16 protein-coding genes and 1 pseudogene are annotated in these 20,030 nt (G+C 51.4%); 6 read left to right on the top strand and 11 right to left on the bottom strand.

Translation table 11 applies throughout. The features are described from left to right. Positions 1-2 precede the first annotated feature (2 nt). The 6 genes from pdxA to ACQ0MK_RS09770 form a co-directional block, all read right to left on the bottom strand. A complete protein-coding gene (gene pdxA, locus ACQ0MK_RS09795; protein WP_430475850.1) occupies positions 3-1,019 on the bottom strand; it encodes a 4-hydroxythreonine-4-phosphate dehydrogenase PdxA in 1,017 nt (338 codons plus the stop codon). A 26-nt stretch (positions 1,020-1,045) separates the two neighbouring features. Then, positions 1,046-2,326, bottom strand: coding sequence for a peptidylprolyl isomerase (locus ACQ0MK_RS09790; protein WP_430475849.1), 1,281 nt, complete (start codon positions 2,324-2,326; stop codon positions 1,046-1,048). 6 nt (positions 2,327-2,332) lie between these two features. Then, complete coding sequence (locus ACQ0MK_RS09785; RefSeq protein ID WP_430475848.1) at positions 2,333-4,501, bottom strand: LPS-assembly protein LptD; 2,169 nt, start codon at positions 4,499-4,501, stop codon at positions 2,333-2,335. Positions 4,502-4,523: 22 nt separating this feature from the next. Then, complete coding sequence (lptG, locus tag ACQ0MK_RS09780; RefSeq protein ID WP_350045487.1) at positions 4,524-5,627, bottom strand: LPS export ABC transporter permease LptG; 1,104 nt, start codon at positions 5,625-5,627, stop codon at positions 4,524-4,526. Beyond that, a complete protein-coding gene (lptF, locus tag ACQ0MK_RS09775) occupies positions 5,624-6,742 on the bottom strand; it encodes an LPS export ABC transporter permease LptF (RefSeq protein WP_430475847.1) in 1,119 nt (372 codons plus the stop codon). Before lptF ends, lptG begins: the two co-directional genes overlap by 4 nt. A 196-nt stretch (positions 6,743-6,938) precedes the next feature. After that, complete coding sequence (locus ACQ0MK_RS09770) at positions 6,939-8,723, bottom strand: acyl-CoA dehydrogenase (protein ID WP_430475846.1); 1,785 nt, start codon at positions 8,721-8,723, stop codon at positions 6,939-6,941. A 356-nt stretch (positions 8,724-9,079) separates the two neighbouring features. Here ACQ0MK_RS09770 and ACQ0MK_RS09765 point away from each other — a divergent pair, with 356 nt between their 5' ends. Then, positions 9,080-10,576, top strand: a complete 1,497-nt coding sequence (locus ACQ0MK_RS09765) for a S41 family peptidase (RefSeq protein ID WP_430475845.1) — start codon at positions 9,080-9,082, stop codon at positions 10,574-10,576. A gap of 94 nt (positions 10,577-10,670) precedes the next feature. Here the strand turns inward: ACQ0MK_RS09765 and ACQ0MK_RS09760 are convergent. From ACQ0MK_RS09760 to ACQ0MK_RS09750, 3 genes and pseudogenes are all read right to left on the bottom strand, one after another. After that, positions 10,671-11,543, bottom strand: a pseudogene (locus tag ACQ0MK_RS09760) (NAD(P)-dependent oxidoreductase); the annotation flags it as partial. Between the two features lie 120 nt (positions 11,544-11,663). Next, positions 11,664-12,722, bottom strand: coding sequence for a polyphosphate kinase 2 (ppk2, locus tag ACQ0MK_RS09755; RefSeq protein ID WP_430475844.1), 1,059 nt, complete (start codon positions 12,720-12,722; stop codon positions 11,664-11,666). Positions 12,723-12,970: 248 nt separating this feature from the next. Continuing rightward, a complete protein-coding gene (locus ACQ0MK_RS09750) occupies positions 12,971-13,240 on the bottom strand; it encodes a DUF1127 domain-containing protein (protein ID WP_430475843.1) in 270 nt (89 codons plus the stop codon). 138 nt (positions 13,241-13,378) lie between these two features. Between ACQ0MK_RS09750 and gcvA the strand changes: the two genes are divergently transcribed. Then, a complete protein-coding gene (gcvA, locus tag ACQ0MK_RS09745; RefSeq protein WP_430475842.1) occupies positions 13,379-14,320 on the top strand; it encodes a transcriptional regulator GcvA in 942 nt (313 codons plus the stop codon). Positions 14,321-14,366: 46 nt separating this feature from the next. Here the strand turns inward: gcvA and ACQ0MK_RS09740 are convergent, their stop codons facing one another. Then, the gene (locus ACQ0MK_RS09740; protein WP_430475841.1) at positions 14,367-14,801 is read right to left on the bottom strand and encodes a DUF1489 family protein; all 435 of its coding nucleotides are present in this window, start codon (positions 14,799-14,801) and stop codon (positions 14,367-14,369) included. Between the two features lie 200 nt (positions 14,802-15,001). On the opposite strand from ACQ0MK_RS09740, the gene ACQ0MK_RS09735 reads away from it, so the two are divergent. The 4 genes from ACQ0MK_RS09735 (at position 15,002) to ACQ0MK_RS09720 (ending at position 19,515) form a co-directional block, all read left to right on the top strand. Then, a complete protein-coding gene (locus ACQ0MK_RS09735; protein WP_350042230.1) occupies positions 15,002-15,295 on the top strand; it encodes a DUF2849 domain-containing protein in 294 nt (97 codons plus the stop codon). Positions 15,296-15,306: 11 nt separating this feature from the next. Continuing rightward, positions 15,307-16,962 carry a nitrite/sulfite reductase gene (locus tag ACQ0MK_RS09730; RefSeq protein WP_430475840.1) on the top strand — a complete coding sequence of 552 codons (1,656 nt, stop codon included), beginning with the start codon at positions 15,307-15,309 and terminating at the stop codon, positions 16,960-16,962. Next, positions 16,949-17,476, top strand: coding sequence for a DUF934 domain-containing protein (locus ACQ0MK_RS09725; RefSeq protein WP_430475839.1), 528 nt, complete (start codon positions 16,949-16,951; stop codon positions 17,474-17,476). Before ACQ0MK_RS09730 ends, ACQ0MK_RS09725 begins: the two co-directional genes overlap by 14 nt. A gap of 374 nt (positions 17,477-17,850) precedes the next feature. After that, the gene (locus tag ACQ0MK_RS09720; RefSeq protein ID WP_430475838.1) at positions 17,851-19,515 is read left to right on the top strand and encodes a methyl-accepting chemotaxis protein; all 1,665 of its coding nucleotides are present in this window, start codon (positions 17,851-17,853) and stop codon (positions 19,513-19,515) included. On the opposite strand, the gene ACQ0MK_RS09715 is transcribed toward ACQ0MK_RS09720, so the two are convergent. Further along, positions 19,512-20,027: a GNAT family N-acetyltransferase gene (locus ACQ0MK_RS09715; protein WP_430475837.1), complete on the bottom strand. Its 516-nt coding sequence runs from the start codon at positions 20,025-20,027 to the stop codon at positions 19,512-19,514. The genes ACQ0MK_RS09720 and ACQ0MK_RS09715 overlap by 4 nt on opposite strands. Positions 20,028-20,030 lie beyond the last annotated feature (3 nt).

Below are 20,030 nucleotides of genomic sequence, written 5' to 3'. Positions count from 1 at the left end.
GGTCAGGCTCCTGTCGAAAGGCGTTTTGCTGCCATCTCTGCAGCCATTTTAAGGGCCGCGATAAGGCTATCAGGACGGGCGATGCCTTTGCCCGCAATGTTCAATGCAGTGCCGTGATCGGGTGATGTTCTGATAAATGGTAATCCCAATGTGATATTGACACCCCCATGAAAATCAAGCGTCTTGACCGGGATCAGGGCCTGATCGTGATAGGGGCACAATGCGACATCGTAGTTCGCCCTGGCTTCTTCATGGAACATGGTATCGGCCGGAAGCGGACCAAAGACATCAATGCCCATGTCACGCAAGGTCTGAATGGCAGGTGCTATGATCGTTTGTTCTTCGCATCCCATAGCGCCATCTTCACCCGCATGCGGGTTTAAACCGGCGATTGCCAAACGTGGATGTTCGATGCCGAAATCCTGCTTTAGAGCAGATGCGGTGATCTGGCAGCGATTAATGATCAATTCAGCCGTAAGCTGCGTGGGGACATCAGACAGTGCGATATGGATCGTAAGCGGCACAACGCGCAGTTTTGAATTGGCCAGCATCATGACCGGGATTGTGCCGGGGCCGGCTAACTCTGCCAGAAACTCTGTATGACCGGGATGTTTGAAGCCCGCTTCGTAAAGCGCACTTTTCTGTATCGGGTTGGTGACAACGGCACTTGCCGTACCACGACGCGTCAGTGCCACGGCTTCCGTGATACTGTTTATGACAATGTTGGCCGTTTCCGCCGAAGCGACACCAGAAACGGCTATCGCGTCCGCCTTCTCAATCGCAAGAACCGGCAGAGCTTCGGCAAATACATCGTATGTTTCAGCGATGTCTGAGACGAGTTTGAATGGAACATCTGTTCCAGCCTGCTTGATCGCGTTCTCAACAATATTAAGCGGAGAAAGAAGGCAAAAGGGTTCTATGCCCGCATCTTTCCGCTGCAACCAAGCCTTGAGAGCAAGCTCTGGTCCGATACCGCCAGGCTCACCAATTGTCAGGACGATTGGTGCGATCTTAGTCATCTTGGCTCCGTTTCTGGTCGGATCGATCACATACGGATATCAATAAAGGCCTGTCGGCGCAGTTCACGAAGTTTCCGGCGTGCCAGAATATCAAGCCGTTCCATACGCAGTCGGTTTTCGACTTCGCTGCGGCTGGGCAGGTTACTTTCTTCGGTTTTGTTGCAAATCATGACCAAAAGCGCCCCGCCATCGACACGAATGATGTTGGAAGGCTTTTGCGGTTCAAGATTGCTCACCGCCTGACTGATGGGGCCGGAAAGCTCTGTCGGGGAAATGCCTTTCATCTCACCACTCAGCTCGGAACCTAGGTCAACAGCAACATTCGCCATTGCTTCACAGCTGTCTGCTGTTTCTTGCGTGTTGTTGAGCACTGCAAGTTTGGCATCAATCTGATCTTTCGGCATGTCGGATGTCAGCGGGACAAACAGTTGGTAAAGATCAAGGCGAACATCGGTTACGACATTTGCATCACCAACGCGGCGATCAAGAAGCTTTATGATGTAATAGCCACGAATGGTTTGAACAGGCTCGCTAATTTGTCCAGGTTCAAGCTGGTTAACGGCTTGTTGTAACTCGCTTGCTAGTTCGCCTGAATACAGCCATCCAAGGTCACCACCATTGGCCGCACTCGCACTTGCCGAAAACTGACGCGCGAGGCCGCTGAACTCGGCACCCTGTTTCAAGACGTTGAGAATTTCCAGCGCACTTTGATAGACACGGGTACTGTCTTGCGGATTGTCGACCGGAAGGAAGATTTCCTGAACCCGATTACGTGGTTTGCCTTGGTTGTTGACGATCCGTTGCAGGTTGTCATCAATCTCGGCATCTGAAATCTGGACCTCATTGCGCATGGAACCAAGAAGTTTTTGCCAGGCGACCTGTGGTTTGATCTGGTTTTCAATGGTGCCTGGCGCAATTTGACGTTGTTCAAGGAAACGGTCTAATGAGTCAGTCGGAAGACCGGCATTCTGTTCAATGATAGATTTCCCACGCGCAATATCTTCGTCGATTACTTCAAGCCCGCGGCGCTCTGCTTCCTGCATCTGCAAGGTTTCATTGATCAGTTGCTGCAATACCTGCGGCGCCATCTCATTGCTTTTCTGCGGTGTCATTTGAATGTTTGACGACACGGCGATCAGCTTGATGCGCTCAACCAGATCGATGATCGAGATTGGCTCGTCATTCACAACAGCAGCGACACCGACGGGCGACTGTGCATATGCCGGTGCACGAAATGTCATCAATGTAATAACAGCCAGCAAGAGGCAGATATTCGTAAATTTGAAAGTTGTAAATTTGGAAATCATCTTTTCTTATAATCCGGCTGTGGACGCGAATTCGCCCAATGTCTTGAATACCAAGCGGAACATGAATTCATCAGATTCGCCCAGATCCTGATCCTGATAGAATGTGCGGCGGATGCGACCATCAAATATGAAGCATTCATCTTCATAAACAAAACCAACACCATATTCCAACGGATCACCTTGATCTACATCGTAGCGGCTATAGGCCATCCCTGACCAGAAATCGCTGAATTGGCGGTCGGCCCGGAAGTAAAACTCTTCACGTTCATTGAATTCTTCGCTGCCAGCGTCATCGGTGAAGTGAACATATGTCGTGTTCACACGCAAGGTATCCATTGATCCAACTGTTGCGGCGACTTGATTGCGTCGGGCTGAAAGGTTTTCATTGTCCAGACGATAGCGATAGGTCAGATCAAGATATCGACTGGGAGAAACCGTAACGCGACCTACATAGTCTGACAAATGTTCATCCAAACCAGATCCGTCGGCAAATGTGTCATTTGCATTTGCCCGGTAGCTCTGCCCAAACATTGCACTGGTATACCCACCTTCTGGTCCGTAGACTCCCCACTCAAGTCCATAACTGGTCCGGAACCCGTCTTCTGCACGGTCGATCCCACCGAAACGATCGTGTGAGAACAGGTTGATGTCATCAAATTCAAAGGATTGGGAATCTTCGTTTGATATCTCGTCCGGGTTTCCGCCATTTGGTGACCATGCGGCCATGGCTATCGGCGTTATCACCTGATGATATTTACCTTGGTCACTTACGAAGGGCATTTGCCAGTCGATGGCAGCCAAAGGCAGAATGCGTCCTGTATATCCACTATAGTCACTCTTGCCGTCACGCTCGACGTCTGACACCATGTAGTTGTCACTTCGAACGGACAGGCTAAGTTTGGTCACATCGCCCATTGATCCGACATAAGGCAAGGCCCAACCTGCCTTGGCAGAAACGCGATGGGAATCTGCACCATCTTCTCGGGTGAGTGACAGTCCGTCGAGATCAAGAGTTGTGAAGCTACCATATTTCGCAGGCTCGGTTTGCCCGTGGAACTGCATATGAGGCAATACAATTGGCGTCGTATCCCGATCATCATCAGACTTCAGACCCTGAAAATAGTAACCGTCCATCCTCGTATAACTGGAATCTCTAAAACCTTCTGTGAACAGGTTTGAAGTTAAAACCGAAGGCGACCCAAATCCATATCGGGAGAGATAAGTTTTCTGACTTGCCTGTTCGGCATCAAAGCCCCAGCGCCAAGTAGGATCAATGTCAAAGCGTCCTTCTGCATCGATATGACCTTGCCAACGATCATCACTGTCGCGGGTCGTGCTGCCATAGAGCTCCATCTCACCACTATCAAACCGTTGGCGGTATTCGGTCGCAAGTACGGGGCCTTCATCCATCGTATAGGTAGGCGTGAAGGTCATATCCTTGCTGTTATCAATCGCCCAATAGTAAGGTTGACTGAAATAGGAGCCGACATAGCTCGTGCTTCCGAAAGAAGGTGCCAAAAGACCAGATTGCCGTTTGACTGTTGGGTCGGGATGCTGAAAATATGGCGTATACAGAACTGGAACACCGGCAACTTCAAGTCTAGCGTCTTTATATTCAACCGTTTTGCTGTTGGCATCGTGCAAAACGCGCGCAGCCCGAATTCTCCAAAGTGGTGTGCTGTCTTCTTCGTCAGCGCACACCTTGCATGGGGAATAGACAGCTTTTGCAATCTCTGTGAAATTACCCTGACTACGGCGCGCACCTGAGCCAGCAATTCGGGTGTTTTCATCTAAAAGAACGTAGATGTCCTTAACGATCCCGTTCTTGAAATCGCCACTAATCTCGACATAGCTGGCAAAGGTTACTTCGCCGGAAGGTTCTGTAATGCTGACATTGCCTGAGGCGGTCAGGACATCTTGTGAACGATCATAATTGACCGTATCAGCCAGAAGAATGCGGCCTTCGCGAGAAATTTCGACATTGCCGCGCGCGGTTACGGTTTGCAGCTCGCGGTTATAGTCAACCTCATCAGCACTAAACAGGATGGCTGGTGCTTCCTGACTTTGTGGCTCCGTCGCCGCTGTTTGCGCGTGTGCTGTGAACATGCCAGCAGTGCTACCAATGAAGAATACGCCGCAGCCCAGTATAGTACTGGTTGCCAGTCTTTTTATCATTCCCCCCGCCATGGCCATATGTCTAGCCATCCTCAAGATGTAGCAATGTCGAAATCCCCAATAGTAACGAAATACCGGCAGGTGCCCATGCGGAGAGTATTGGTGGAATTCCTCCCGAAACACCCAGCGCTGAAATTACGTCGGTACAAAAATAAAGAATAAACCCTGTTGTAACACCACCACCGATAACAAGGGATGCCCGTCTACGTCGAGAAAATTTAAGACAAAATGCCGCAGCAATCAGAACCATAGCACATAAAAGAAGTGGTCGAGACAATAGGCTGTGGAAGTGGATGCGATGGCGCGTGGCGTTAAACCCTGCGCGTTCGAGCAAACTGATGAATGGCTTTAAGTCCCAGAAAGACATTGTTTCGGGTGAGGCAAAGCTGTCTTGAATTTTCCGTGCAGTCAGATTGGTAGGTAGTTTTAATTCATCAGAGAACTTGCTGGCCTGTCCGGGGGTAAATGTCCAGGCATTGTAAAAATGCCAAGTTCCAGGTTGCAGAACGGCACGTCCGGCATCAACGCGGGTCGTGAAATCATCCGAGTTTTCAAACCGGAAAACAGTTACATTGCGCAGATCAATTTGATCGCCTTGTTGGCTGCGAACTTCCCGAGCATAGATCACAGCTTGCCCATCTTGTGTGCCTTGACGAAGCCAAAGGCCGCTTGAAGAAAGGTTCATCACGCTGACATTGTTCTGAAGGTAACGTGCTTCGAGCGTTTCATAACGCTGCAAAAGGATAGATGAGAGCGGATTAAGAGCAGCAACCTGAATGGTGCCAAGGATCAAAGCACACAAGATTGGCGGCAGCATAAACTGCCACGCTGAAACACCGGCAGCACGCGTGACAACCAGTTCCTGATTTCCGGTAAGTTTCCAGAACGAAAACATCGACCCGAACAAAACGGCAAAGGGCAAAACCTTTTCCGTCATAAACGGAATCCGGCTGGTGGCCATTTGTACAACGATACTGACGGTCGCATCTGGCTTGCCACCGGCACGGCGCAACAATTCAATGGTGTCGCCAATTACGATCAAACCAATCAGAAGAGCCAGAATAGAGAGAATGGAAATCAGAACATGCTTGCCAAAATACCATGTCAGGATCGGAGAAATTCTCATGCCTCAGCCTCTTCAACTGCAGCACGTTTCGCGCGTATCTGAGGTCCGCGGAATGTCCAATATAGACCAAATATGATCGGGAGGAACGCATTGGCATACATCAAAGGTACAAGTGCCGGGTTCTTACCAGCCAGATTTTTCATCGCAATACCCAATGCCTGGCATAGCACCATCACGCCAATCGCAATCAGAAGGCGACCGGTTTGTCCACGTCGGGAAAAGCTGCTTGAAACCAGAACGGCAAGTGCAATACAGGCGAAGGCGATCGCGTTTAGCGGTGAAATAAGCCGGTCATGACCTTCGGCCCGGAACGCGCCAATATCGTTTTCTGAAATATCAGGGACGACCCCGGTTAAAAGATTAAGCACACTACGTTCACGTGCTTCGCGGTAGCGGATGGTTGGGTCTTCTGCGCTATGGGCGATATCAACAGCATAGCGGTCGAAATACAGGATCGACATCGTACCGTCATCCGGGTTCACTTCCTGCCGGTTACCGTCAAGCAAGACAATCCTTGGGCCTTCATCGGTGCGCAACAAGGCCCCGTGTTTCGCCATCATGGTCGTTTGCGCCGCAGGGTCGCGGGAATCATGTACCAGAATGCCCAGCAATTCATTGTCCCGACCGACTTCGCGCACATAAACCGTCAAACCATCAAGATCGGTAAAGCTTCCTTCCTGCAAAAGCACAGATGAGAAATCATTCCGAATGGAAAACTGTAATTCTTTGAATTGCTGGTAGCTATAGGGCAGGTAAAACAGGGTCAGAAAATAGCAAATAGCGGTCGATATCAGGGCAACCATCAAAGCGGGCTTGGCCAAAGCCCACTGGCTCAACCCGGCGGATCGCATAATGATCAGTTCTCGATCCTGAATCAGCTTATTGTAGGTAAAGACAACCACAAAAAATAACGAGATCGGGATAATGATCGTCAGGAAGCTTGGAAGCAGCAAGGATGTCAGCTGCAAAAAGACCGAAATCGACAGGCCCCGATTTACAATCATTTCGACAAATCGGAGGCTTTGCGATAGCCAAATGACGCAGAGAAGCCCCAGCGTCACAAACACCATCATAATCAGCTGCTGTTTAAGCATATATCGGGTTAAGCGATTCATCGGGCGGATTATAGAGAAGCAATCAAAAACCGAAACAGGAAATTATCGCCAAACAAGGTCAATTCGTACGGAATTTCCGAATGTTGGCGCGCGAAGAGGTAAAGTTGATCGCACTCTGAACAGGTGCGGTAGAAGTGATCATGCCATCGTCATCTTTTGATAACGATGGCATGGGGCAATCTCAAAAAAGAGTTTGTCAAAATAGTGGCCGGGTTTCGTGTAGTTCAGCCGCGTCGCTGTTTTCAATTTGGGTCGCCATGAAGGTCGCTTCTGGCAAGAGCTGCGCAAAGAAGAACTGACAAGTTTTGATCTTGGAAGTTTGAAAGTCGCTTTGCGTGGTCGAACGTGCGGCTGCCATCATGGACCGCAACATCAGCCAACCGGAAATGCACAACGCCGCCTGACGCAAATAGGGCGATGCAAGAACCTGTGCCATGTCACCATTCGTAGCGCAGCGTTCAAGAACGGTTGTGGTGCTGGCATCAAGCAAGTCGACAGCTTTCTGCAGCTGTTCCGATGCAGTCTGAACGGCCTTTGATGGGGGAGAGTTCTGTGCGTCTTCGATTGTTTGTTTTACATTTGCCAAAAGGCTGTTGAGACCATCTGCCCGATCGCGAAGGACTTTGCGGGCGATGAAGTCAATTGCTTGAATGCCATTTGTTCCCTCGTAAATCGGGGCAATGCGGGCATCGCGCAAATGCTGGGCGGCACCGGTTTCTTCAATGAAGCCCATACCGCCGTGGACTTGAACACCAAGGGATGCATTATCAACGCCAAGATCGGTTGACCAGCCCTTGACCAGCGGGATCAAAAGATCAGCACGGGTTTGCGCTGCTGCCCGATCCGTGTCATCGGCAAGGTGATGGGCAAGGTCAAGCTGGGTCGCAGCATAAAGGGACAATGCCCGTGCGGCTTCGGTTGAGGCACGCATGCGCATTAACATGCGTTGAACGTCACCATGGACGATAATCGGCGCGTCGCCATTAACATTGGCAGCCCGGCCCTGTTTGCGGGTATGTGCATACTCAAGTGCTTGTTGATAGGCGCGTTCGGAAATGGCGACGCCCTGTTGACCAACAGCAAGGCGGGCATTGTTCATCATCGTGAACATATAAGCCAAACCCTTGCCTTCTTCGCCAATCAGATAACCCGCTGCACCACCTTGATCGCCAAAGGAAAGAACCGCTGTAGGGCTGGCGTGAATGCCAAGTTTGTGTTCAAGCGATACACAGGTGACATCGTTGCGTTTACCAATGGCCCCCGCGTCATCGACCAGATATTTCGGGACAATAAAAAGAGAAATGCCTTTGACACCAGCAGATGCATCTGGCGTTCTGGCCAAGACAAGATGAACGATATTTTCCGTCATCTCGTGATCACCATAGGTAATGAATATTTTCTGACCTGAAACGCGATATGTCCCGTCATTTTGCGGGGCTGCCATGCTGCGCACTTTTGAAAGATCCGAACCCGCCTGTGGTTCGGTCAGGTTCATTGTGCCGGTCCATTCGCCGCTAATCATCCGCGAAAGATACAATTTGCGTTGCGCATCCGATCCATGCGCACAAAGGGTTTCAATCGCACCTGCCGTCAACATCGGGCAGAGCGCAAAGGCCATGTTTGATGAATGCCACATTTCAGCAACGGCAGCGCCAAGAAGAACGGGAAGTCCCATGCCACCTTCGGCTTCAGGGGCCGTGATACCTTGCCAGCCACCATCGCAGAATTGCTGATAGGCTTCTTTCCAGCCGGTCGGTGTGCGCACAGTACCGTCATCAAGAAGTTTTGCACCTTCCTGATCGCCGATGCGGTTCAGGGGCGCAAGAACGGATGATGCAAGCTTTCCGGCTTCTTCAAGGATAGCATCCACCAGATCAGGCGTTGTTTCCGAATATGTCGGCAGGTGGGCAACCGTATCCAGCCCGATCACGTCATGGATCAGGAACCTGAAATCGGCAATGGGTGGTGTAAAATCGCTCATTAAAAAAGACGTCTCCCTGAAATGTGAGCCGCCCGCTCGGAACAGTCGGCTTTTTGCCAACTTTGTTTGTTAGATCACAGCATAACGGTCGATTGGATCAAGATCGAGTCTGTTTCGCTATTGTTGGTCGAAAGACCTATTGGACGCCGTTTCTGAGCATGTTCCTTGAGAGAGGACTGGCAAACTGGCCAAAAGCATCCGATATGTGAGTTCACGTCCAATTGATCGGTTATCAGTCGAAAACGCACCATTAAATCAGGCGAGGGGTCGCCAACCGTAAAAAGGCAGGCTAGACTTGGCTGATAATGCCGCCGGGTTGTAGTCCGGTATTTAAGTTGAATGACAGGAGTGGGCTATTGCTGCGTAAAGGATTATTGCCGGTTTTGTTTGCTGTGCTGATTTCGTTCGCCGGGACAAAGCTGGTCGCTTGCGCCGGGCCTGCTTGGCCCAGTGACGAGGAACGCAGATTTCTTGACGCCTATCGCGACAGCGTAACTGCAGGCGCGACGGATGATCAATTTGCCCATGCAGATAAACTGTATGTCGAGGCCCTTCAGGTTCTTTCTGAAACCTATGTCGAAAAAATCGACCGTGCCGCGTTTGTTGAAAACAGCATCGCTTCGCTCAATGGTCTTGAAATCGAAGACATGTCACCGATCAACATCGTTGGTGCCGCTCTTGATGACAGTTTGCATACGCTTGATCCCCATAGTGCTTACATGACCGATGATATGTTCCGTCGCCTGCAGGAAAGCACAGAAGGCAGCTTTGCCGGCGTGGGAATTGTCATATCCCTTGATGATGAAAAACATATCCGCATTGTTTCGCCGATTGATGACACCCCGGCGGCCCGTGCAGGGTTAAGACCTGATGACCGAATAACCCATATTGATGGTCACCAGATGAAGGGTGAACCGATTTCCGAGGCCGTGCGTCTGATGCGTGGCCGCGTGGGGGATCCGGTAACCTTGACCATTTTACGGGTGGATAACAGCTTTGATGTAACGGTTAAACGTGCACGGATCGAAGTGCCATCGGTAACGGCCGGGATCATTGATCAGGATATCGGATATATCCGCGTGTCGCGATTTGATGCGACGACGCTTGATCAAACACAAGAATATCTATCAGAACTGGAAAGCCGGATTGTGACGCCGCGTGGGATCATTGTTGACCTGCGCCGCAATCCGGGCGGTTTGCTTGATAGTGCGGCGGATATTGCCGATCAGTTCCTGACCAGCGGATTGATTGTCGCGACCGAAGGACGCGGTGAACGCAAAATGCGCAGCTACGAAGCCGATCGGTCAGATTACTTTGATCTGGTGCCAATGGCCATTTTGCTTGATCGTGGGTCGGCATCCGGCGCAGAGCTGATGGCGGCTGCCTTGCGGGAAAACGGCCGCGGCGTGATCATTGGTGAACGGTCGTTTGGCAAAGGGTCAATGCAGCGCATCATGCCATTGACGTCCGGCGGCGGACTTAAGATCACCACCGGATATTACACCACACCTGAAAACCATATCGTACAAGGCCACGGCGTGGTCCCGGATATTGAAGTCAATCGCGCTGATGCCGAAGAATTCGAACGCGAAATCGATCTGGAGCACGCTTTGCCATCCCGTCGCCGTGATCCGCGCCAGTCATTGGCAAGTTTGGATGCAACGACGTGCGAGCAGGATATCGAAATCGAACGTCTTGGAAAATCCAACCGCGAGAACCTTGAAGAGAAGCCCGAAGACGGCGAAGAGGTCTATCGCGATTCCGTTTTGGAATGTGCTGTCGGCTATTTCGCTGATGGTCCTTTGGCAACATATCGCAATCAGGTTGAGCCGCTTTTGCGTGCAGGCCTCTAAGTCCTGATCCAAAGAACGCACAAGATCAGAAATACAAGAAAGCGCGGCCCATGCAGGCCGCGCTTTTTGTTTCAAGTGGTCTTGGGCGGGTGCGTTAGCCGCGCGATAGAAGATCAATCAGGCTGGACGTATCCCAGCGATTGCCGCCACGGTCCTGTACCTGCGCATAGAACTGATCCACCAGTGCGGTGACCGGAAGACGTGCGCCATTGCTTTTGGATTCTTCAAGGCAGATGCCAAGATCCTTGCGCATCCAGTCAACCGCAAAACCAAAGTCGAACTTGTTTTCGACCATGGTGGACCCGCGATTTTCCATCTGCCAGCTGCCAGCAGCCCCTTTGGAAATCACATCAAGAACCTTCGACATGTCAAGTCCGGCTTTCACGCCGAAATTGACACCTTCGGAAAGGCCCTGAACCAGTCCGGCGATGCAGATCTGATTGACCATCTTGGTCAACTGACCGGATCCGCTTTCACCCATCAATTTGCACGAACGGGCAAAGGCATCAATGACCGGTTCGGCGCGATCAAACGCGGCTTGATCACCGCCGCACATCACCGTCAGAACACCATTTTCAGCACCGGCTTGGCCTCCGGATACTGGTGCGTCGATGAACGAAATGCCCTGTTCTTTTGCTGCTGCGTAAAGTTCACGCGCAACGTCAGCAGACGCGGTGGTGTTGTCGATTAAAACAGCACCTTTATCCATGCCGGCAAACATGCCGCCATCGCCCAGCATCACATTGCGAAGATCATCGTCATTCCCGACACAGGAAAACACGAATTCTGCACCCTTGGCCGCTTCTGCCGGGGTTGGTGCGGACGCGCCACCAAATTCGGAAACCCATTTTTCTGCCTTGGCAGTCGTACGGTTATAGACGGTAACGTCGTGACCTGCTTTTTGCAGGTGACCGGCCATTGGATATCCCATGACACCCAAACCGATAAATGCACATTTTGCCATTGTTTGCCTCCCAAATACTGTTGGATGCCAGTAAAGGTGGCAGGAGCGACATTGTCAATGAGTGCCGCTGTTACCATGGCAATGTTTTCACGATCTGGAAAACCTGCGGGTTATGGATAGCGTTTATCCTTCATCAAGTTCTTCCGCGACACTGTGAATGACCCGTCGATCAAAGACCAGAATTTCAGGCCGTTTTCCGGGGTAGTCGAACTGCGACAGGTAGTGGCGCATGGCATTAATGCGCGCCCGTTTCTTGTCGTCGGATTTAACGATGACCCATGGGCTGTCGGTTGTTGATGTGTGAAAGAACATGTCGCGCTTGGCTTCTGTATAGGAGTCCCAAAGGTTCTGGGATGCCAAATCAACCGGGCTAAGTTTCCACTGTTTCAATGGATCAGACTGCCGTTGCTTGAACCGGCGGCCCTGTTCTGACTTGCTGACGGAGAAATAGAACTTGGTCATGCGAATGTCTGACCGGATCAACATCCGTTCAAGCTCCGGCACGGATTGCAGAAACTCGCTGACGTCAAACATGCTGCAAAAACCCATAACGCGTTCAACCATCGCGCGGTTGTACCATGACCGGTCAAACAGGGCGATTTCACCACCACTTGGTAGATGTTCTATGTAGCGTTGGAAATACCATTGGGTAAGTTCACGGTCATTTGGTTTGGCAAGTGCGACAATGCGGGCCCCGCGTGGATTAAGATGTTCGGTAAACCGTTTGATCGTGCCGCCTTTGCCTGCGGCATCGCGCCCTTCAAAGATAACCATGGATTTCAGGTTTTCGGCCTTGATCCAGTTTTGCAGCTTCAAAAGTTCGATATGCAGTGGGGCAATCAGTTCAAGATACTGTTTGCCGGGCATCTTTTTTGCCCGCGCATTGGGCTTAAGGTCTATGTCGGGTGGTAAATCATTCTTGCTGACGTGAATGTTGACTTTATTTTGGCTGGCGGGGCGGTTTTGCCCTGCTGGATGATCGTCAATCCGGTCCATCGTCAGATTTTCGCAATCCAGCAACAAGTGGTCTTTGGTTTCGCGATCAAGTGTAGCCATCGACGCAGCCTTGTTTGCGGCGGACCGACTTTTCCCTGTGCGATGTGTGGCATCAGAAAGCGTCTTGGCACTTTCGTCGGTGACTTTGGCTTTGGTCGATTTTCGAGCCTTTTTTCCAGACGCCATGGCTGTATTTCCAAGTGATATGGATAAAGAATATCGACAATCTTGCGGTATTGCTGTGGCGACCGCAATCGATCAATTCTGTATCGGCCAGCCGGGCAGGGGCGCCTGTAAAAACACCCGATCAATGACATCACGTCATCAACCGGGTGAAAGTTTGGGTTGTGCGGTGGCACGAAGGGCAGGCCCGTGACTTTGGGGGATAAGCGTGGGGCTGCTTAAAGCAACGGGCCTGTTCGGTGACAGTCGGGTTAGATCGATTTGAATGACCGTCGGTATTCTTCTTCTGCATCCGCGCGGGTGATGCCGATATCGCGAAGTTGCTGATCGTTTAGGGCAAGCAACATCCGGCGTTGACGGCGGATTTCGGTAAATCGGGCAAAACGTTCTACCAGTAGTGTCAAGTGGTCGGTCAGCCGCGCGGCTGCGGAATGCAGCGATGCAGTGGCATTTGAAAGCGAAGAGGCAGACGTGTCGCATGAGTCCTGATGTGCAGGAGCAGGGCAAGCTTGATAAGCCATGATCGTCTCCATGAGTTAATATTGCTAATGCAATGTTTGCTGTTGGAGCCATTGTGTGGCTATATTTCGATGAAGACAAACGAGTATTTCTGATCAAATGGATTAGGAATACTAATTCATTTTTATCGGGAGTTTTCGATGCGTCTACCGCCACTACAATCGCTGCGCGCGTTTGATGCCGCTGCCCGGCATCTGAGTTTTACCCGTGCCGCCGAAGAACTGTTTGTTACCCAGGGCGCGATCAGTCAGCAGGTGCGCCAGCTTGAAGACTATTTGGGGTTCAAGCTGTTTCATCGCTTGCCGCGTCAGATACATCTGACCGAAGAAGGCGTCCAGTTGGCCCATGCAACGAGTGCAGGCTTTTCGCGTATTTCAGATGAAATTGAACGTTTGATGCTGGTCGAGGAAACCGGTGTTGTCACGGTAAGTGTATTGCAAAGTTTTGCCGTTAAATGGCTGGTGCCGCGTCTGGGCCATTTCCGCGAAGCCTATCCCGATATTGATGTCCGCATTCATGCCGATGACCGGATGGTTGACCTGCGGACCGAGGGGATTGACCTTGCCGTGCGGTTCGGCAACGGGAAATACCCGAACCTTAATTGTGAAATGCTGATGCGCGATGAGTCATTCCCGGTCTGCAGTCCTGCATATCTTGCGGCACATCCAACACTTTGCGAACCAAGTGACATTGCCGGTCATCAATTGCTACATGATGCCACTGCGATTATTGATCATCCGCACGCCGCCGATTGGGAATTTTGGCTTGATGGAGTTGGTGCATCGGGTGTCGATGTCAGTCGAGGGTTGCGGTTCAATTCAGGCGACATGGTCATTCAGGCGGCCCTGATGGGGCAGGGGATTGGTATGGCCCGAACCAGTTTGGCGGCCCTTGATCTTAAGGTCGGAAACCTTGTTCGACCCTTCCCGCAAACGGTGGCATCAAACGGGGCTTATTATCTGGTTTACCCTGAAGAACATCTTAGACGTCCACGTGTTCAGGCCTTTGTGAACTGGCTTAAAAACGAAGTTGCCGCGACGCTTCGGGAAATTGATGATGACGGGACGATGGCGCCGACCTGAGTGTGACCGTGCCACAGGCAAAAAAACGGTAATTGACGCATTCAGATCAAATCAGACCAAGATCGCGCAATTCATCGGCCATATCGTCGGGCAGGGCTTCTGTGCCCCCACCTTGTTGGTCATCCGGGGCGCATTTGTCTTCTGTAAGATAGCGCCAGCCTTGAAAAGCCCGGTGCGGATAGGGGCGGGTTTCAATCAATTCGGGATCAAGCACGATACGGCAATATTTCGTGCCTTCCTCGTTCACAAAATCTTCCAGATCAAGGATGCGCTGTCGGCAGCGAATAGCCCCTTTGAACACCCAATAGATTGATCCGCCATCAAGGATTTCGGCCTTGCGTTTTGGCGTCATGCGGGTTGTGTGAAACACCCGGCCATAGGTGGCCTGAAAATAGGTCTGCCATTCACGCAAACCTTCTGGTGTTTCCGTTCCGACGCTTAGCTTGATGATGTGAAGGGGCATGTTATGACGGCTTTTCATCGCAGAGAAATATTCTGTGTCCTGACCTAGAACCAGTACGATCAGGGGTCAAGGGTGGATTATAAATACACATAAATAAATGTAATTAAGTCTATTTAACAAAAAAACTTGACCAATAGGGGTTAATCAGCCAAATTCTGCTGCAGAAAAGGTCCGCCCGCAGGACCAAACCCGAGAGATTTACAGGCTGAGAGAACCGAATGTCCCTGCAAGTTGTCACGGCAAACCGTCTGGGTGACGGGTTGGTGGTGTTTCTGACTGCCGATGGTGGTTGGAGCGAAAGCATCAATGATGCCTGCACGGCCGATGGCAAAGAAGCTGCGAATGCGCTTCTTGCCAAAGCAAGTGCCCCCGAACTCGACGTGATTATCGTTGGGCCGTATCTGATTGATGTCGAACAACAGGACAGTGGACTGGTTCCGACAAAATACCGTGAAGTTCTGCGCACCAAAGGTCCGAGTGTTCGTGAAGACCTTGGTTATCAGGCGGTATAAGGAGAGACCCGATGTATCGTTATGATGATTTTGACCGCCAGCTTGTCCAAGAACGCACCGAGCAGTTCCGCGAACAGGTAAGGCGCCGTCTGGCCGGTGACATCACCGAAGAACAGTTCCGTCCGCTTCGCCTGATGAACGGTGTGTATCTACAGCTTCATGCCTATATGCTGCGCGTTGCCGTTCCTTACGGGACGCTTCGTTCGGATCAGTTGCGTGAACTTGGCGCCATTGCGCGGAAATATGACAAGGGCTACGGCCATTTCACCACGCGCCAGAATATCCAGTATAACTGGCCGAAGCTTGATGAAATTCCTGATGCGTTGCTTGATCTTGCCAATGTCGAGATGCACGCCATCCAGACATCAGGCAATTGCATCCGAAATACCACGACCGATCAGTATGCCGGTGCCGCGGCCGATGAAATCGAAGATCCGCGCCCATATTGCGAACTGATCCGCCAGTGGTCGACATTCCATCCGGAATTCACCTATTTGCCGCGTAAGTTCAAAATCGCAGTGACAGGTTCGCCCAATGACCGTGCGGCTGTTAAGGTCCACGATATCGGCCTTCGCATGCATTACAATGATGCAGGCGAAACCGGTTTTGAAGTCATTGTTGGCGGTGGCCTTGGCCGCACGCCATTCGTTGGCAAAACCGTTCGGGAATTTATCGGCAAGAACGATTTGTTCTCTTATCTCGAAGCCATCCTGCGGGTTTATAACCGCTTTGGCCGTCGTGATAACAAATACAAAGCCCGTATCAAAATCCTTGTTCACGAACTTGGTGTTGAAGAAGTCCAGCGCCTTGTCGAAGAAGAATGGGCGCAGATCAAGGACGGGTCGCTTAAGATCGGTGATGCTGAAATTGCGCAGTATATCGAACAGTTTGCCCCGCCGGCCTATGAAGTGCTGTCTGACGACGATGCTGATTTTGAACGTCACAAGGCGGAAAATCGTGGATTTTCCAACTGGGTACGCTCGAACGTCATCGAACATAAACAGCCGGGATATGCCATTGCCAACGTATCGCTGAAACCGATTGGCGGTATTCCGGGGGATGCAACCGATACCCAGATGGAACTGGTTGCGGATCTCTCGGAAAAATACAGCTTTGGCGATGTGCGTGTGACCCACGAACAGAACCTTGTTCTGCCACATGTCAAAAAGGCCGATCTGTTTGCCGTTTGGACCGCTCTTGAGGGGGCCGGTCTTGGCACGGCAAATCTTGGTTATGTCACCGACATTATTGCCTGCCCGGGGCTTGATTACTGTGCATTGGCAACAGCGCGGTCGATCCCGTTGTCGCAGCGTATTTCCGAACGGTTTGGTGATCTGGATCGTCAGCACGATATTGGCGAGCTGAAAATCAAGATTTCCGGCTGCATCAATGCCTGTGGTCATCACCATGTCGGGCATATCGGTATTCTTGGTCTCGATAAACGCGGCAAGGAATTTTACCAGATTACCCTTGGCGGTGATGCCAGTCAGGATGCCTCGATTGGCAAGATTGTCGGTGCCGGTTTCTCCGAGGCCGAAGTGGTTGACGCCATCGAAAGTCTGGTGACCAAATATATTGATATCCGTGATGGCGGCGAACGGTTCATCGACACATACCGTCGTGTCGGCATGGACCCGTTCAAGGAGGTGCTTTATGGCGATCGTTAAGAATGACAGCGTGATCGAACAGGAATGGATCACGGTTGAAGCCGAAGACGACCTGCCGTCAAGCGACGAGAACCTGATTGTGCCTTTGGCCCGGTTCAAGCAACAGCGCGAAGATCTGATTGGCCGCAATGGCGGGCTGGGGGTTCAGCTCAACCCCGGCGATGCACCCGAAGACCTTGCAGACGATCTTGACCGCCTGACGATCATCACCGTTAATTTCCCGGCCTATACCGACGGGCGTGGATATTCCTATGGCCGTGTGTTGCGCGAACGCATGGGGTTTACAGGCGAACTGCGCGCCATTGGCGATGTGCTGCGCGACCAGATCCTTTACATGCATCGTTGCGGCTTTGATTCCTACGACTTCAGTATTGACGGCGAAACGGCGCTGACCAAAGTGCGCGCCGCATTGAAGGAAATGTTGGTCTATTACCAGCCGACCGGGGATGGTCGCGCAACGGTTGCCTCGCTTCGCGAACGCCGCCGTGCGGCACTGGATCAAAAAGCATTGTGATTGACTAACGAGCTACACAGTCGGACAGAGCATCATTGCTCACCTCAGGGCGCCCGTTGCGGCGCCCTTTCTTTTATGTTCAGCACTTGGATTTTATCTCCTCGTACCCCTTTCCGGGCGGCCTCGTCGCTGCATATTATGCGCTGATTCTTCGGGACGGGATCAAATACGAATCAGCGGTGTGCTGTTGACAAACAGATAAATACACTAAGTTAGTGTATTTTATAAATTTATTTTGGAAGGGTTAATTTGATTCCAGGAAGGGTTGAATCTTAAAAAAATCACATCACTATACTAATGGATATACATACTGTCCAAAAGGGGTGTGCTGCGTGGAGGCTTATGGATCCAAAAATTCCGAGGGGGAGAGTACGATGTCATTCTTCAAAAAAATCAAGATATCCCAAAAGATATTCGGTGGGTTTGGTGTGATCCTCCTGCTGCTTGGGGTACTGGCGATACTTACGGTAACGGCTCTTTATCGGGCAGAAGATCATTTTGTCAGATATCAGGAACTGGCCGAGATATCGAACCAGTCGTCTTACGTACTGGCAAATCTCCAGGGTGCACGTATCAACATTGATGCGTATCAGAATAATCCCTCGGACGCGGGGAAAGAAGAGATAATCGGGAGATTATCCACAGCCGCCGAAACAACCAAGAAGCTTGTCGGGATGTCTTTGAGCCCTCACATACTTGAAGTCATGTACGAGGCGGAACAGGACATGGAAAGATTCTCCAATGCTTTTGCCGCACTGATCGCCAGCGATGATCCGGCCGAGAGACAGACGATTATTGATGACCAGCTTGATGTCATTGGCGCGCGCATTGCCGAAGAGATCGAAGAAGTTAAGGTTTCCAGCATAGAAGAGCAGGATGCACTCGCGGTCGAAACGGTTCAGGAGATCGAGCTTGAGGTTATTGTTTCCGAAATAGTTGCCGTGACTACCATTGTGATGGGCATATTCATTGCGTGGTTGATTGGAACCGGAATTTCGCGGCCAATTATTGCGATCACGTCGACCATGCGTACCTTTGCTGATGGTGACAAAACCGTCGAAATCCCCGGTCAGGACCACAAGGATGAAATTGGCGATATGGCCAAGGCTGTTCTGGTGTTCAAGGAAAACATGATCAAGGCTGAACAGCTTGCTGCTCAGGAAGTTGAAGCCGTAAAGACCCGCGAAAAGCGTACTTTGAAAATCAGCGAACTGACATCTGGATTTGATGAAGATATGTCTGCGGTTCTTAAAACCTTGGCATCTGCGGCAACTGAAATGCAGGCAACGGCAAGCGGTATGAGCAGCACGGCCGAAGAAACCAGCCGTCAGTCAGGTATCGTTGCAGCAGCAGCCGAACAGGCATCAACCAACGTCCAGACTGTTGCCAGTGCAACCGAGGAATTAAGCGCGTCAATTGCCGAAATTACCCAGCAGGTCAGTCAGTCATCCTCTGTCGCCAACCGTGCGGTGGATGATGCAGAACGGACCAATACACAGATACGGGGTCTGGCCGAAGCCGCCCAGAAGATCGGTGATGTTGTTGGCCTGATCCGGGATATTGCGGAACAGACAAATCTTCTGGCTCTTAATGCAACAATTGAAGCCGCCCGTGCAGGCGATGCGGGCAAGGGCTTTGCCGTTGTCGCGGCCGAGGTCAAGAACCTTGCAACAGCAACATCCAAGGCGACCGAAGACATCACGAACCAAATCACCAGCATTCAGAACGAAACCGATGGTGCGGTGATGGCAATTGCATCGATTTCGACAACCATTGCCGAAATCAGCGAAATTTCAGCTACCATCGCCAGTGCAGTGGAAGAACAAGGTGCGGCGACACTTGAAATTACCCGCAACGTTCAGGAAGCATCTGCCGGCACAACGGAGGTCACAGCCAATATTGTCAGTGTGAATGAGGCCGCCGGATCAACTGGGGCGGCGGCAGAACAGGTGTTGTCAGCAGCGGGCGAGCTTTCCAAAGAATCCGAAAGTCTGCATCACAAGGTCGAAGCATTCCTAAGTGCGGTACGCGCGGCTTAGGGTGCTTTAAGGCAGCTCGGCGCGCTAAGCGTCATTAAAAGACACGGACCCTTGGCGGTTTCATATTCGCGGCCCGCAACAAAGCCGATGGCCTCGTAGCATCGAATGGCGCGTTCATTTTCTGGATCCGGATCGATCCCGATCATGGGCGCGCCACGTTCGAATAACGCCGTGGTCAGGGATTTTAAGAACATCTGCCCATGTCCACATCCCATCATGCCCGGAACGCCGATAAAAGCATCCAGACAGCGTGTCTGTTCGGGCAGGGGATCAAAATGCGCCTGTGGCCATTGATGCGCGTCGTAATGTTGCGCGAACGCAAAAGGCCGATTGCGATAAGACACAATCAGGGTTGCCATTTCGGCCAGTTCGACATCTTCGGTGATAAGTTCAATCTGCTCGACCGGATCGCCCCACCAACGAATGACTTCTGGCAGATAAAGCCAGCGGCGGATCATCGGGAGGTCGTTTGGGGTGGCCCGTCGGAAGCTGTATGGCGACGGACCTGTCATGCG

The sequence above is a fragment of the Thalassospira lucentensis genome (assembly GCF_050516545.1).
GTDB lineage: Bacteria > Pseudomonadota > Alphaproteobacteria > Rhodospirillales > Thalassospiraceae > Thalassospira > Thalassospira lucentensis_C.
Note: the sequence above shows the minus strand (reverse complement) of the source record. Positions and strands in the feature narration are given on the sequence as shown.

Excerpts from the sequence above, each read along its gene's own strand:
- ppk2 (WP_430475844.1), bottom strand. The coding sequence starts at position 12,722 with ATGGCGTCTGGAAAAAAGGCTCGAAAATCGACCAAAGCCAAAGTCACC.
- ACQ0MK_RS09730 (WP_430475840.1), top strand. The coding sequence starts at position 15,307 with ATGTATCGTTATGATGATTTTGACCGCCAGCTTGTCCAAGAACGCACC.
- ACQ0MK_RS09770 (WP_430475846.1), bottom strand. The coding sequence starts at position 8,723 with ATGAGCGATTTTACACCACCCATTGCCGATTTCAGGTTCCTGATCCAT.
- gcvA (WP_430475842.1), top strand. The coding sequence starts at position 13,379 with ATGCGTCTACCGCCACTACAATCGCTGCGCGCGTTTGATGCCGCTGCC.
- ACQ0MK_RS09735 (WP_350042230.1), top strand. The coding sequence starts at position 15,002 with ATGTCCCTGCAAGTTGTCACGGCAAACCGTCTGGGTGACGGGTTGGTG.
- pdxA (WP_430475850.1), bottom strand. The coding sequence starts at position 1,019 with ATGACTAAGATCGCACCAATCGTCCTGACAATTGGTGAGCCTGGCGGT.
- ACQ0MK_RS09750 (WP_430475843.1), bottom strand. The coding sequence starts at position 13,240 with ATGGCTTATCAAGCTTGCCCTGCTCCTGCACATCAGGACTCATGCGAC.
- lptG (WP_350045487.1), bottom strand. The coding sequence starts at position 5,627 with ATGAGAATTTCTCCGATCCTGACATGGTATTTTGGCAAGCATGTTCTG.
- ACQ0MK_RS09720 (WP_430475838.1), top strand. The coding sequence starts at position 17,851 with ATGTCATTCTTCAAAAAAATCAAGATATCCCAAAAGATATTCGGTGGG.
- ACQ0MK_RS09715 (WP_430475837.1), bottom strand. The coding sequence starts at position 20,027 with ATGACAGGTCCGTCGCCATACAGCTTCCGACGGGCCACCCCAAACGAC.
- ACQ0MK_RS09725 (WP_430475839.1), top strand. The coding sequence starts at position 16,949 with ATGGCGATCGTTAAGAATGACAGCGTGATCGAACAGGAATGGATCACG.
- lptF (WP_430475847.1), bottom strand. The coding sequence starts at position 6,742 with ATGAATCGCTTAACCCGATATATGCTTAAACAGCAGCTGATTATGATG.
- ACQ0MK_RS09785 (WP_430475848.1), bottom strand. The coding sequence starts at position 4,501 with ATGATAAAAAGACTGGCAACCAGTACTATACTGGGCTGCGGCGTATTC.
- ACQ0MK_RS09740 (WP_430475841.1), bottom strand. The coding sequence starts at position 14,801 with ATGAAAAGCCGTCATAACATGCCCCTTCACATCATCAAGCTAAGCGTC.
- ACQ0MK_RS09790 (WP_430475849.1), bottom strand. The coding sequence starts at position 2,326 with ATGATTTCCAAATTTACAACTTTCAAATTTACGAATATCTGCCTCTTG.